Below are 12,305 nucleotides of genomic sequence, written 5' to 3'. Positions count from 1 at the left end.
CCGGCGCGGCCGCGGCCGGGGCGATGGCGGGCGCCGTGGCCGTCCCCGCACCCGCCGGATTCCTCGTCCAGGGCGGTGGCTACGAGTACCCGGCGTTCCTCGGCTTCACCGCCGCGGCGATCGGCCTGACCGGACCCGGCCGCTACTCCCTCGACCATGCCACCCGGCATGTCTTCAACCAGCCGTGGATGGTCGCCCTGGCCTTCGCCGGCAGTGCCGTCGCGGCGGCGGCCGTGGTCGGCAGGCGCGCCAGGGGACAGGTCGTGTTCGACCCCGAAGCGACCTGACCGCCCGGCAGGACCGGGACCGGACGGCACCCCAGGGAGGGAGCCGCCCGGTCCCGGATCCGGTCCCGTCGCGCTACGTGCGGGAGCTCGGCGACGCGGCCGGGGAGGCGTTCCCGCACGCGTCGACGGCGGCGACCCGCACCACGTACCGGCCACCGCGGACCGCGCCCGGCACCGGGATGATTCCTCGACGACATGAATCCAGGGCTGCCGGGTGCCTCCATCGCTTGTTGGGCAAGGCGTCTGACAAGCTGTTGGGCGGAACGTACAGCAGGAGTGCTGTGCGGGTCTGCCCCTCGTAGCGAATCAGCTCGATCGGTCTCCGGCGCGACGGTCCGCCGGAGATCCTCAGCCGCCCCCGGTCCGCATGCCGGGGCCGCCGTGCTGTACTGGTCTCCTCATCCGCCCCGTCCGTCACCGGAGGCCGCCCGTGGCACGGCTTGACGTCCGTACCGGCGTCAACCCCGACGAGCCCGACGCACCTGTCGTCACGCTCCGCGTCGACCCGGACGGCTCACCCGGTGAGCGTGCCGTCGCCCGGCTCGGTGACCACTGCTACGAGGGCGACGATGTGCTGTTCCTGTCGCAGACCGATGGCTGGGCCGAACACACTCTCGACGGCCGCCGCCTGACGGTCGACATCGCCGTGTACCCGTCCCCGCTGAGGCGGACGGGTACGGACCTCGCCGCGCTCCCCGGCCGTTCGTCAGTCGATCCGGAGGCGGTGCTGGTCCTGCGGACGGAGACCGAGGCGGACCCTGAGCTGTATGCGCGGGCGGCACCCGCGACCGCGGTGTTCACCGGGGATCCGGACCTCGCGTTCGATACCGACTGGCCCATGTTGCTGGCGCCCCCGCCCGAGGGGTGAGGAGGCTGCCGGGCGTGGTCCGGTCTCCGGGCCGGTCCGTGGCCCGGGAAGCCGCCGTGGGGCGCCGCCTGCGAATTGATCAACGGCCTCCGGGCCTCCGGATTCATGCATCGGTTAGATTCATGCATCGTTCCTTGTCCGAAGGCTGTTGGAGGCTCACGGTGGCCGAGGTATTCCTGTTTCATCACGCCCAGGGTCTGACGCCAGGTGTGATCGCCTTCGCGGACACCCTGCGCGGCGAGGGGCACACGGTGCACACCCCCGACCTCTACGACGGCCACACCTTCGACACCCTGGACGCGGGACTGGCATACGCGGAGAAGACCGGTTTCGACGAGCTGCTCGACCGCGGCGTCCGGGCGGTGGAGGGCTCACCGGCGGAGCTGGTCCACATCGGGTTCTCTCTCGGCGTGCTGCCCGCCCAGAAGCTGGCACAGACCCGAGCCGGCGCACGCGGCGCCGTGTTCGTCCACTCATGCGTGCCGACCTCGGCCTTCGGGGCTTGGCCGTCGGGGCTCCCGGTCCGTGTCCACGCCATGGAGGAGGACCGCCTGTTCACCGACGAGGGCGACGGGGACGCCGCCCGCGCCCTGGTAGACGAGGCCTCCGATGCCGAGCTGCACCTCTACCCCGGCGATCAGCACCTGTTCGCCGACAACTCGCTGTCTTCCTACGACGCCGAGGCCGCCGCGCTGCTGCTCGACCGCACGCTGGACTTCCTCCGCTCCCTGGGCACCGGCCACCGGGACGTATGACACGGCCGGTACGGGGGGATCAGGGCCCGGACCACGCCCGTTCCCGGCCCGGCCTGAGGCATCGACGGAGAAGGCCGGACCCCTGGTGCCCATCGGCTCCCGGAGGCCGCGACCGGTGGCCCCGGGCTCCGGCCCGGGACTTGCCGAGGCAGGCGGATCCGCGGCCCTCTCGACGACCGCGCCGCTGTCGAGTCCTCGGTGCACAGAGACCGAGAACGGCTGACTTGAGACTTTTTGATCGTGCTCCGCCCGGGCCAGGGGTTCCTGGGTCTCCAACGAGGCGAGCCGGGCAGGCACCCCGGCACGGCGCACCTCGCCCCCGGCACCGAGCTGATCGCCAGTCCGCGCAGCACGCCGTCAGCCGCCGAACCGACGGCCTGGACCTGCGCGCCACCATGGCCCTTGCGTGACCAACTGGATTGTCCCGTACAGGAGATGACCGTCGAGGCGCGCCGGGGCGAGACGAGCCGTACCGACCTCGAACTCGATGTCCCCGTAACTCCGGTCGGCCGGACCGCCTTCGCGGTCGCCAAGGTACGGCCTGTGTCAGAGTGCGTCATTCACACGTATCTCACGGTCATCATGGACGGGCTGAGCGCTCGATCGCCCAGTACCGGTGGGGAGGCGGAGCCGAGGCCGCACCAGAGCTGGAAGGCGACGGTTCGTCTCTTGCTTCCGGTGCGGTCGACGTTCCTGTGGACTGGCGGAAGCGTTGAGGTCGGACGGCCGCGCAGCAGGTCGTCGTCGGCGCGTGTGCTGACCAGCAGCAGCCAGTCGGGACGCAGCCCGCGGCGCATCTCGGCTCGCACGGTCGTCCGGTCCTTCCGGCCAGGCCCACGACCAGGACGCCGACGGACGGCAGCGTGAAGCCGTGGACACATCAGACTGTGCGGCGTAGCTCGACGCGCACTCGGCGTTCATCGCACTACCGGATCCCCCTGATCCGGTGTCAGGCGGCCGATGTATCGTCTGGAACAGCCAAGGGGGAAGGCAACAGGTTGCGGGCGGAGGCAGTGGGGCCGGCGTGGGCCAAGGAGGGGCTGGGGCATCGGAGTCCCAAGTTCCCCTTGTCCGTCGAAGGGCCCGTGCGAAGGTTGGTGGACCGGCTCGTGCCGGGTGTGTCCAGCGTCACTAAGTACGCGCGCTACTACGCGCTCTATGCCGCTGCAGCCGCCGAGGCCGAGCGCCGGGACCTTGACGCCCAGAGCTGCCGTGACCTGCTGCGCCGCGCGGAGGTGCTGCTCGCGGCTGTACAGATCGCCCGGTCACCTGGCGGCATCCCCGACGGGCTCTTCCCGCACGGCCATGACGGCGTGCACCCCCGGCTGTCCGCCGACGATGGGCTCGACCTCGACCGGACTGCCGGGGCCTACTCGCCCCGTTCGTGGGGCTTCTGGTCACAGTACGGTGCGCCCGCCCAGGTCCTCGGCACCGTCGAGTACGACAGGGGCGGGATCCGGCCGGGACGGCACGCGTGCCCCGCGGAGGTCCGCGAGCTGTTCGCGCCGCTCCTCGCTCTCGCGGGATCCAGGCGGACCCAGGTGCGGCCTGCCGAGTTGCAGGAGGCTGGGGCGGCAGCGCTGGGTGAGTCCTGTACCGCGGAGCGGGACTGGCTGGCCTCGTTGCTGACCGCGACCCGCGACGGGATCCACCACCCGGGAGAATGGCAGGCCACCGACCGGACGCGGAGGGCCACGCTGCGCGTGCTCGCGCGGGCGGTCGAGCTGCGCAGAGGAGATTCGTACACCGGTGCACTGCGGGAGGCCGTCGCGTTCGGCCCGCTCCTGGCCGACGACCCCGTACTGTCCGCTGTCCCCGAGGCAGCCCGCTGGAGGGGGCTGCTACTGCGCCACTACTCCGTGTCCGCGTGGCGTCGGCTGTGGGCGGACCTCGTGACCGAGGTTGGCACGCAGGACGGACAAAATGGCGGCCAGGACCGCTCGGCGGCCGAGCTCCGTGCCTGGCTGTGCGATCAGGTGCCTGCCGGGACCGTCGAAGAGGCGATCTCCGAACTCGGCCCGGTCCACGACCGGGCCGGGCACTCCGTACCGCTCGAAGCGAGGCTCCTCCAGGAGGAACCGGCACCCTGGCGGGACATCCGAGTCCTGCTCGTGGGCGGCCTCCGCGCCCGTGACGGTGCCGACGGCACACATCCTCACCGAGACACCCTGTTCGCCGGGGTCCGGCGCGCCTTCCTCGGCGATCGGCGAGAGTTCCTCGACCCGATGTGGGTGGAGGCCCTGATGCGCGAGTACTGTGACCGGCCGGTCCGGGACCTGGCGTCCCGTTTGGCGGACGACATGCTGGCCCAGTCCCGAAGGGTGGCGTTACGGAAGCTGCGCTACGACCCGCAGACGGGCGGCCTCAAGATCTTCTCCCGCCTGCACATGCGCAACGACCGCTACTTCAGGATCGGCGAGGAGTCGAGAGCGGAGATCGGTATCCGGATCCCTCAGCTCGGTTCCATCGGCCGGCAGCTCGGCCTCTTCGAGGCCGACGCGGGTGAGGCTTGCTCCCTGACTCCGACCGAAGCGGCGCGGACGAGCCTGGACGTGGTGGCATGACGGCAGCAGTGCACACCGAATTCGCCTCGCCTGTCTCCCTCCTGCGGGCTTGGCAGGAGCGCTTGGACAAGGCACCGCTCAGGGAGTTCCTGGTCCTCGGCTTCACCACTGACCTCCCGTTCCTGGAAGCGGTCGCCGTCCCGGTGGCTCGCGCGCTGGGCGCCCGCGTCGCGATTCTCGGGGACGCCGGACATGCCCTGCACGAGGCGATTGATGTGCGGCAGGCCGGGCGCGGCTACCTCCACGGCGCCGCCTCGTGCCACGGGGCCTTCCACCCCAAACTGGCCCTGCTGCTGGGGGACGACGCCTGCCGCGTCGCCATCGGTTCGGGCAATCCGACGCAGTCAGGATGGGGCACCAACGACGAACTGTGGACGGTCGTCGCCACCGATGAAGCTGCTTCCCACCCGCTCCTGGCGGATCTCGCCGACTGGCTGGAGGAGCTGCCGGACGCCGTTGCTATGACCCCCTGGTGGGAGGAACACCTGCGCCACATCGCAGGCCTGCTGACCGAAATGCACTGCGAGGCACCTGCCCTCGAAGCGGAAGGAACGGACGTGCGCCTGGTGCACAACCTGCACCGACCCCTCCTCGACCAACTCCCCGCCGGACCGGTGGACGAACTGCGGCTGTACGCGCCCTTTGTGGATCCCTCGGGCGAGATGCTGAGGCTGCTCCGGGACCGGCTGTCCCCGGCCGACGTGACCTTGGGACTCCAGCGCAGGTGGTCCAGCTACGACGCGGACGGGGTGCGCCACGCCTTCGCCGGGCACCCTGCCGCCCGGGTGCGCGAGCTCGCCGAGACCAGGATGCGGCACGGCAAACTCATCGAGTGGCGTACGGGTGAGCGCTGGCACGCGCTCACCGGAAGCCCCAATCTGACCAGGGCGGCACTCGGCCGAGCCGTGGGGGATGCCCTGCTCGGGCACGTGGCCGGCGCCGCCCGTAACTGCGAACTCGCCGTCCTGGCAACCGGCACCAGCCCGTTGCTGCCGGACGAGGGACCGACCACCCCCGCCCTGGAGCTCACCGGATCCACTGCGGCAACCCGTGGCGGAGTGCGAACGCCGCCCGCGCTCGTGCTGCTCGGGGTGCGGGCGGACGGTCCCGCGCTGGAGGCCGTACTGGGCCGACGTCCCGATGGTGTGGATGTCTCCGTCGAGCTCTCGTCGGACGGTGGCGCCCCAGGCTCGTGGAACACGATCGGGCGGATTCCGGCGGACCGCTACACCGCCACGTTCCTCCTGCCGGCTACGCCACCGGGTGCCGCAGTTCGAGCCACCTGCCGAATGGGCGACGGAACGTACGTCGAATCGGCCGTAGCCTTCCTCTACAGCGCCGAACGCTGTGCACCGCGCGGCGCGACCGACTCGGTCCCGCGCCTCTCCGGCAGCTACGCACTCGACGACTTGTTCGGCGACGCGGTGGCTGCGCGGCGGTTCGAGCAGGACATCGCCCGGCTGCGTGAGCTCATCGTCATGGATGCGGCGGTGCGGCCGTCGTGGGTCGGCGGGGCCTCCCCGACGGTGGCCGACTGCCGCCGGACACTGGGCCCGGAGCTGACCGAGGTGGCCTTCGGACCCCTCGCGATGGACCTGCCACAGCTCCCGCAGGCTCCGGTGGCACAGCGCTGGCAGATCTCGGAGTACGCAACGTCGGACGACGAGGACGAGGAGGAGGCTGTCGAAGCCGGCTTCGGCACGGAGGCGGACGTGGAGGACGGTCCGTCGGAACTTCCCGACGGTGCGCGCGAGCACTGCCGCAGGTGGATGGGCCGGCTGGCACGTCGGCTGGCGTCCGAGGCTGAAGCAGCGGACAAGGCAGCTGCCGAGGCTGCCCGGAAGCGCCGGCCGGGCCCGGAGGCGGAGGCCGACGAGGAGGTGGGAGCCCGGCCCCGGCCGTGGTCTCTGCCGACGACGTTGCTGGTCGCCGCCCTGCACCTGCAGCTACTCGCCTTGGGCGCCTGGGACGAGGACGACTACGGCTGGCGCGCTGTCACCGCGGACCTGCTCCGCGCGCTCACGGCGGTCGCCGCAGTGGACCGGCTGGCGGACGAGGACCTGCCTGAAGAACAGGGGCAACGCCTTGACGCGGTCATCGCCGTACACATGTCGCTGCTCGGCCTGCACGGTGAGATCGAGGGACCGGACGCGGAACCGGTGGCCTCCACTGCCTGGCGGTTGAGCCGTACGGCGGTCGCCCGTGCGCAGCCGGACCACGCGGCGGACCTCTACTTGCAGGCGAGCCGTCGCGGGGCACCCGTGGCCACCGAGGCCGATGTCGAAGCACTTGGCAAGCGGGCCCGCGCCGTACCGGACGCTGTCGTCGAGGCACACCGTGCCTTGAACGTCGCCAACCTGAGCGCGACCTACGAGGCCGGTGTCTGGGAACTCTCGGGCGAGTTCAGCAACCCGCAGGCCGCGTGTGCGAAGGCAGTGACGGTGCTGGCCGGCCTGCCCGACGGCCTCTGGCCCGGCCCCGTACTCGCCCGTGCCCGCGGCCATGACTCGCGGGTTCCCTGCTTCATGGCCTGGCACAGACCTGTCCTCGTCCGCCAGCGGGGCCCCCAGTGGACCAGCTTCCGCATCCCGGTCCCGGCGACCCCGTCCGCAACCTTCCAAAGCGGAGCGCCCCGCCCCACGGCCCAGGGCGAGCAGGCCCGACGAGACCTCGGCCTCCTCCTGACCGCAGCGGATCTGGACCCCCTGCAGCTGTTCTTCCATCTCAACGGGAATCCCTCGCACCCGGTCATGTGATGGCACGTCGCGGGCGGCGTCGCGATCTCGATGCTTGGGACCGTCATCAGAAGCCCCATCACGGAACGTGCCCTCGCGTATCTTTATGCGTTATGGCGGCGGCAGGGCCTCTCTGTCTTGCCTCCTGTGCTTGCAGATACTTCGAACCGGGAGGGAGCAAGGGTGGCGCTGATTGACACCCGTCTGATCCAGACCGCCGTGATCGGTGGCCGAGAGTCGGGCCAGCCCGTCATCCTTCCCGAACAACCGCACAACCTGGACGAGTTCCGTCGCCAGTTCGGCACCGACCGCTTCTGGTGCGGCACGCTCCTCGGTGGCTGCGGGCAGAAACTGCGCCAGGCCGCGGTCTTGGCGATGGTGTTCAAGCTCGCTGAGTCCGCCCAGGTTCGCCGGCGCGCGATCACCGCACCCCACCTCGTCGCCCTCGTCGCCCTCGTCCGCACCGGCGCCCGCTTCGAACGCGGCGTCCTGGTGGAGCGTGAGCAGGAGGCTGCGGCATGACTGAGCGCAAGGAACGGCCGCTGCTGTTCCTGGACGTCGACGGACCTCTCCTGCCGTTCGGCGACGGCCCGCAGCGCGAGCCGTCAAGCACCGCGACAGATTCGCACCTGACGCGGCTCGACCCTCGCCTCGGGCCTCGCCTCGCGGCATTGCCGTGCGAGCTGGTCTGGGCCACCACCTGGGAGGAGGAGGCGAACACCGACATAGCACCCCGACTCTGCCTGCCGCCCCTGCCGGTCGTGCACTGGCCGGAACACTCCGACGTGCATGAACGCGAGGACCAGTGGTACGGACTCCACTGGAAGACCCGAACCCTGGTGGCGTGGGCGGACGGACGCCCGTTCGTCTGGGTCGACGACGAGATCACCGAAGCCGATCGAGACTGGGTGTCCACCCACCACCCCGCCCCGGCCCTCCTCCACCGCATCACGTCGTCCCGCGGCCTCACCGACGAAGACTTCGCAGTCCTCGATCAATGGCTGCGGGCCACTTGAGGCTCCCCGCGGTGATCCACAGGAATTGACAATTGCTCCGTTGTGGTGTGGCGGGGGAGCGGGTGAGGCTGCTCAGCCTCTCCGAAGCCAGCTGACGACGCGTCGGAAGAGTCAGCAATTGGTGAGGAGCAGTCCTCGAGAAGCTGGGAAAGCTGACCGGACTTGCGACTCGTTGTAGGGTAGGGAAACCGCCCTTGACCTGCAAAAACGCAGGCAGGGAGCATAGATCCGGGAGTACCTCGATGATGCGCACCATGTTCAAGTCCAAGATCTAGCTATTTGGCGTCGCCGCAGGTCAGGGGCATCATGTGCCCCCCTCAGGTCAGCAAACGGTCAGCACGCGTCCGCGTGGTGTCCGTGCTTGCTGACCTTCGACCTGCAGCGCGGCGCCTGAGCATGGTTCTTGGGCTGGAACGGATGGTGCGTGACATGGCCCGACAGCTCGCCCGCGGCATGGGGACCTTCTTCAAGGACTGCGGCTGCGCGAAGCCCACCCGCTGCCCCCACCCGTACTCGATCCGTTTCCGGGACGCGCTCGGCAAGCAGCGCGAGAAGTCCGGATACGCCACGCAGGACGACGCGATCGAGCGCCTCACCCAGGTGTATACGGAGAAGAAGACCGCAACGCCCTCGGTGGCGGCGGCCCGACGAGAGCTGGGACAGTTGACGGTCGAGGAGTACGCGAAGCAGTGGCGGCCCCGGCAGCGAAAGATGACGGAGTACTCCACCGGTGAGCACGTCGACAGCGCGATCAACGTGCATATCGTCCCGCGTCTGGGAGCGCGGAAGTTGAATTCGGTCACGCCGATGGTGGTCGAACGTTTCCTGGACGAGATGGAGAACGACGGGGTCGGCCGGGGGAATCAGGTGAACATATTCCGCGTCCTGAAGACCATTCTTCGGGACGCGTACGCCAAGGGGGCCGTGGCGTACGATCCGGTGAAGGGAGTGCAGGAGCCGGAATACGTGCGCGAGCAGGTTGCCATCCCCTCCCTCGCCTACGTGACGAAAGCGCTGGTGGTCGCCGACGAGCATCTGGCCCTGGAGATCGTCATGATGGCGGGATGCGGCCTGCGCAACGGTGAGGCGCGGGCGGTGAACTTCAACAACGTCGTGGCCCAGGACGTGTACCGGGTGCGGGAGCAGATCCACTCGAACACGCTGAGGCCGGCAAAGCTGAAGCACCGCAAGGTGGGGGAGTTCCGGGAGGTGCCCCTGCCCCGGTCGGTGCGGGAGGCGATCGAGCGCTACGAGGCCAAGCACGGCACCACGCAGGACGGATACCTGCTGCGTGGTCCGGGGCGGCTACTTCACCGAGGGCATGGAGCGGCGCCGGGTGAGGAAGCTCTTCACGGATCTCCCGCCGGAGGATGTACGGCTTCCGGCACTACTTCGCCTCGAACGCCCTCGGGAGCGGCATCCCCATCACCGACGTGGCGGAGTGGATGGGACACAAGTCCATCGAGGAGACGTACCGTACCTACCGGCACTTGATGCCGGGCAGCATCACCAAGGCCGCCCGGATCTTGGACGCCGGCCTCTGGCAAGCGGCCTGACCTCCGGCATTGAGAGGGCGTTAAGTCCGTTTCTGGTAGCGGCCGCGTCCGGGTTGCTCGAGGAATCCCTGACGGGCGAGTCGTCCCAGGCGGGAGCGGGTGACGTTGATCGAGGGCTCGTCGGTGGGCAGGCCGAGGTGCTCGTGCAGATCGTGGACGCGGAACACCTTGCCGGGGTGCTCGTTGAACGTGGTCACGATGCGCTGGTAGGCGGTGGCGGTGGTGGTCTGCGCGGGGGCCGGTTCGTGGTCGGGTGGGGTGAGGCCGTCGATGACCTTGCGGGTGGCGGTGAGCTCGGCCAGGCGGGCTTCGGTCTCGGCGAGGGAGGTGGTGAGCCGCTCGATCTGCTCGCGCAGGTGGTCGGCTCGTGCGGCGGTCTCATCGTGTTCGGTCTGCAGCAGCCGCAGGAGTTCGCAGACGTTCACGCGGCCAGCTCCACGTCGTCCCGCCAGGTGGGGGTAGGGGTGGTGAGGCGGCGGAGCATGCCGGCGGTGGAGGCCCAGTAGACGCGGGAGGCCGCGTTGTCGGGCCGGTGGTCGTAGTCGCGGGCGAGGCGCCGGTGCAGCATGAGGGTGCCGTTGACCTGCTCGACCACCCATCGTTTCGGTTGCGGGACGAAGCCTTTGCCCTTGTCGTCGGGGTTGCGGCGGACCACCTCGACGGTGATGTCCTTCACCGCCCCGTGGATGATCACGGCGTCTTTGAAGCCCTGGTCGACGAGGACTTTTTCCAGGCGCATCCCGCATCGTTCGGCCGCCTGGTCCAGCAGGGCGATGCCGGCCTCGTTGTCGTGCGCGCTCGCGGCGAGGATCACCACACCGATGATCAGGCCCAGTACGTCGACGGCGAGTCCCCGCTTCCTGCCGGGCGTCTTCTTGTTCGCGTCCAGTCCCGTCGTCTTTTTCGGCACTCCGGCCGCCACGCGGACGGACTGGGTGTCGATGATCACCAGGGACGGGTCCTCTAATCGCCTGGACCGCTCCCGCACCTGGCAGCGCAGGATCTCCTGGATCCGCTGGTCAAGGCCGTCCTCGCGCCACAGGCTGAAGTAGTAGAACACCGCCGACCAGGCCGGGAGGTCGTGCGGCAGGAGACGCCACTGACAGCCCGTCCGGTTCTGGTAGAGCAGCGCGTTCACGACCTCGCGCAGGTCGCAGGAGCCCGGGTCCCCGGTCGCCGACCGCGACACCCGATCCTGCTTCCATGCGGTGACCAGCGGCTCGATCAACGCCCACTGCTCGTCGGACAAGTCGGTTGCGTACGGCATCCGTTCCATGCCCGCGACCCCATCATGCACACGACATGAAGCGAGGACGGAACCGACCCATCACCCACGAAAGAGCGACACCACATCATCAGGAACGGGACTTAACACCCTCTGAGAGCACAGCAGGTTCTTCGTCTGCTGGTGGTACAGCCCATGCCACGCGCTGACCAGCGAGATTGATGATGGGTGCAGTTTCTTGGAGGGAGCTGGTCCGAGAATGGTCCGGATCTTGGTGCTTCCGATGCTGGTGGCTGGGACGGCCAGGGGCTGGGACCGCAGGCCGCTTTGAAGGGCGACTGCCATAAGGGGACTGAGGCGGCTCCTGTTTCGCCAGCCGCCACGGCCTGGAAGGACGTCTACCGTCCCCGCCGGACCGGCGGGGACGGTAGACGTGGAGCGCGCTGCGCCCCTCGGCATAGGAGCCCGGTGATGTGGTGAAGCCCAGGAGGGCGGCGACCGGCGTGCACCGGCGGAGCTGGCTGCACGGTGCGCCGCCGCCCCGCTGGGTGCGGGTCTTGTCCGTGCTGCGGCTCGTCGGGGTCGGAGCGGCCTCTCTTGACCGACTCCGTTCCGCTGGACATCGGCTTCTTGCTCCGCGCGGCGCCTCCGCTGGCCGTCCTGGCCTACGGCCGTGGGCCACGGCTCTGCTCTGTGCGGCGACGATCGGGCTGCTGACCGTTCCCTTCTTCCATCTGAACTTGCCCGGCAACACCGACCTCTTCGTCCTCGGCTTCGTCGCGCCCCGAGTGTCTTCGTCGGCGGGCGCCTGACGAGCAGTTCGACCTGGAACGTACCGTTGCCGAGACGACCCATGGAGCCGTCGTCCCCGACGTACGGCGGCAGGTCGGACGCGTGCGCTGCGCTGGCCTGTACCGCGTCGTCGAGCGCGGCACGCTCGTGGGGGTGATTTCTCCGACGTCCGCCCGGACCTCCTTGGGGTACGGGCGTTCCTCGGCGACGTGCAGAGGCACGGTCTGTCGGCCGTCGCGACGGCCGCCTCCGTCCTGGGGGCCTTCCGCGAGGCCGTACTGGACGACGTGGACGCGGAGTCGAACGCGGTGCGTCTCGACCGCAGGCTCGTGGCCGACTCGGCGCGGACGGAACACGCGGAACTCTTCGCCACCACCGTCCTGCTGGACCTTGCGCCGCACGGGCCGGAGGTCTCTCGTTCGTCGACGGCAAGGCGAATGCCGCCCTGCTCGGGCCGCCCGGGGTCGGCAAGACCCACATCGCCGTCGCTCTCGCGGTCGCGGCCTG

General features: G+C 69.7%; 9 protein-coding genes and 5 pseudogenes. 11 read left to right on the top strand and 3 right to left on the bottom strand.

The window, feature by feature from the left end; genetic code table 11:
- The 3 genes and pseudogenes from ACWCQ6_RS33200 to ACWCQ6_RS33190 form a co-directional block, all read left to right on the top strand.
- Positions 1-287 (top strand): annotated as a pseudogene (locus tag ACWCQ6_RS33200) (RpiR family transcriptional regulator); the annotation flags it as partial.
- 430 nt (positions 288-717) lie between these two features.
- The gene (locus ACWCQ6_RS33195) at positions 718-1,155 is read left to right on the top strand and encodes a hypothetical protein (protein WP_451095596.1); all 438 of its coding nucleotides are present in this window, start codon (positions 718-720) and stop codon (positions 1,153-1,155) included.
- Between the two features lie 161 nt (positions 1,156-1,316).
- Positions 1,317-1,910, top strand: coding sequence for a dienelactone hydrolase family protein (locus tag ACWCQ6_RS33190; RefSeq protein WP_451095594.1), 594 nt, complete (start codon positions 1,317-1,319; stop codon positions 1,908-1,910).
- Between the two features lie 560 nt (positions 1,911-2,470).
- Here ACWCQ6_RS33190 and ACWCQ6_RS33185 read toward each other — a convergent pair.
- A complete protein-coding gene (locus ACWCQ6_RS33185; RefSeq protein ID WP_451095592.1) occupies positions 2,471-2,719 on the bottom strand; it encodes a hypothetical protein in 249 nt (82 codons plus the stop codon).
- Positions 2,720-3,028: 309 nt separating this feature from the next.
- On the opposite strand from ACWCQ6_RS33185, the gene ACWCQ6_RS33180 reads away from it, so the two are divergent.
- From ACWCQ6_RS33180 to ACWCQ6_RS33155, 6 genes and pseudogenes are all read left to right on the top strand, one after another.
- Positions 3,029-4,474, top strand: coding sequence for a hypothetical protein (locus ACWCQ6_RS33180; protein WP_451095590.1), 1,446 nt, complete (start codon positions 3,029-3,031; stop codon positions 4,472-4,474).
- The gene (locus ACWCQ6_RS33175; protein ID WP_451095588.1) at positions 4,471-7,230 is read left to right on the top strand and encodes a hypothetical protein; all 2,760 of its coding nucleotides are present in this window, start codon (positions 4,471-4,473) and stop codon (positions 7,228-7,230) included. The genes ACWCQ6_RS33180 and ACWCQ6_RS33175 overlap by 4 nt, the downstream gene beginning before the upstream one ends.
- A 339-nt stretch (positions 7,231-7,569) precedes the next feature.
- Positions 7,570-7,731, top strand: a pseudogene (locus ACWCQ6_RS33170) (IS256 family transposase); the annotation flags it as partial.
- Positions 7,728-8,225, top strand: coding sequence for an HAD domain-containing protein (locus ACWCQ6_RS33165; RefSeq protein ID WP_451095586.1), 498 nt, complete (start codon positions 7,728-7,730; stop codon positions 8,223-8,225). The pseudogene ACWCQ6_RS33170 and the gene ACWCQ6_RS33165, both read left to right, overlap by 4 nt.
- 306 nt (positions 8,226-8,531) lie before the next feature.
- Positions 8,532-9,002, top strand: a pseudogene (locus ACWCQ6_RS33160) (hypothetical protein); the annotation flags it as partial.
- A gap of 593 nt (positions 9,003-9,595) precedes the next feature.
- The gene (locus ACWCQ6_RS33155) at positions 9,596-9,781 is read left to right on the top strand and encodes a tyrosine-type recombinase/integrase (RefSeq protein WP_451095584.1); all 186 of its coding nucleotides are present in this window, start codon (positions 9,596-9,598) and stop codon (positions 9,779-9,781) included.
- Positions 9,782-9,801: 20 nt separating this feature from the next.
- On the opposite strand, the gene ACWCQ6_RS33150 is transcribed toward ACWCQ6_RS33155, so the two are convergent.
- Both ACWCQ6_RS33150 and ACWCQ6_RS33145 read right to left on the bottom strand, forming a co-directional pair.
- The gene (locus tag ACWCQ6_RS33150; RefSeq protein ID WP_451095582.1) at positions 9,802-10,206 is read right to left on the bottom strand and encodes a hypothetical protein; all 405 of its coding nucleotides are present in this window, start codon (positions 10,204-10,206) and stop codon (positions 9,802-9,804) included.
- Entirely contained in the window at positions 10,203-11,057 is an 855-nt protein-coding gene (locus ACWCQ6_RS33145) for an IS5 family transposase (RefSeq protein ID WP_383078690.1), read from the bottom strand. Before ACWCQ6_RS33145 ends, ACWCQ6_RS33150 begins: the two co-directional genes overlap by 4 nt.
- A 950-nt stretch (positions 11,058-12,007) precedes the next feature.
- Here ACWCQ6_RS33145 and ACWCQ6_RS33140 point away from each other — a divergent pair.
- Both ACWCQ6_RS33140 and ACWCQ6_RS33135 read left to right on the top strand, forming a co-directional pair.
- A pseudogene (locus ACWCQ6_RS33140) lies at positions 12,008-12,154 on the top strand (serine/threonine-protein phosphatase); the annotation flags it as partial.
- 56 nt (positions 12,155-12,210) lie between these two features.
- Positions 12,211-12,305 (top strand): annotated as a pseudogene (locus tag ACWCQ6_RS33135) (ATP-binding protein); the annotation flags it as partial.

It is taken from the genome of Streptomyces sp. NPDC001880, assembly GCF_053594575.1.
The sequence above is the reverse complement of the archived record's forward strand: the minus strand, read 5'-3'. Positions and strand labels throughout refer to the sequence as shown.

Bases quoted from the DNA above. Each gene is read 5' to 3' on its own strand.
- ACWCQ6_RS33175 (WP_451095588.1), top strand. From the start codon at position 4,471: ATGACGGCAGCAGTGCACACCGAATTCGCCTCGCCTGTCTCCCTCCTG.
- ACWCQ6_RS33165 (WP_451095586.1), top strand. From the start codon at position 7,728: ATGACTGAGCGCAAGGAACGGCCGCTGCTGTTCCTGGACGTCGACGGA.
- ACWCQ6_RS33155 (WP_451095584.1), top strand. From the start codon at position 9,596: ATGTACGGCTTCCGGCACTACTTCGCCTCGAACGCCCTCGGGAGCGGC.
- ACWCQ6_RS33145 (WP_383078690.1), bottom strand. From the start codon at position 11,057: ATGGAACGGATGCCGTACGCAACCGACTTGTCCGACGAGCAGTGGGCG.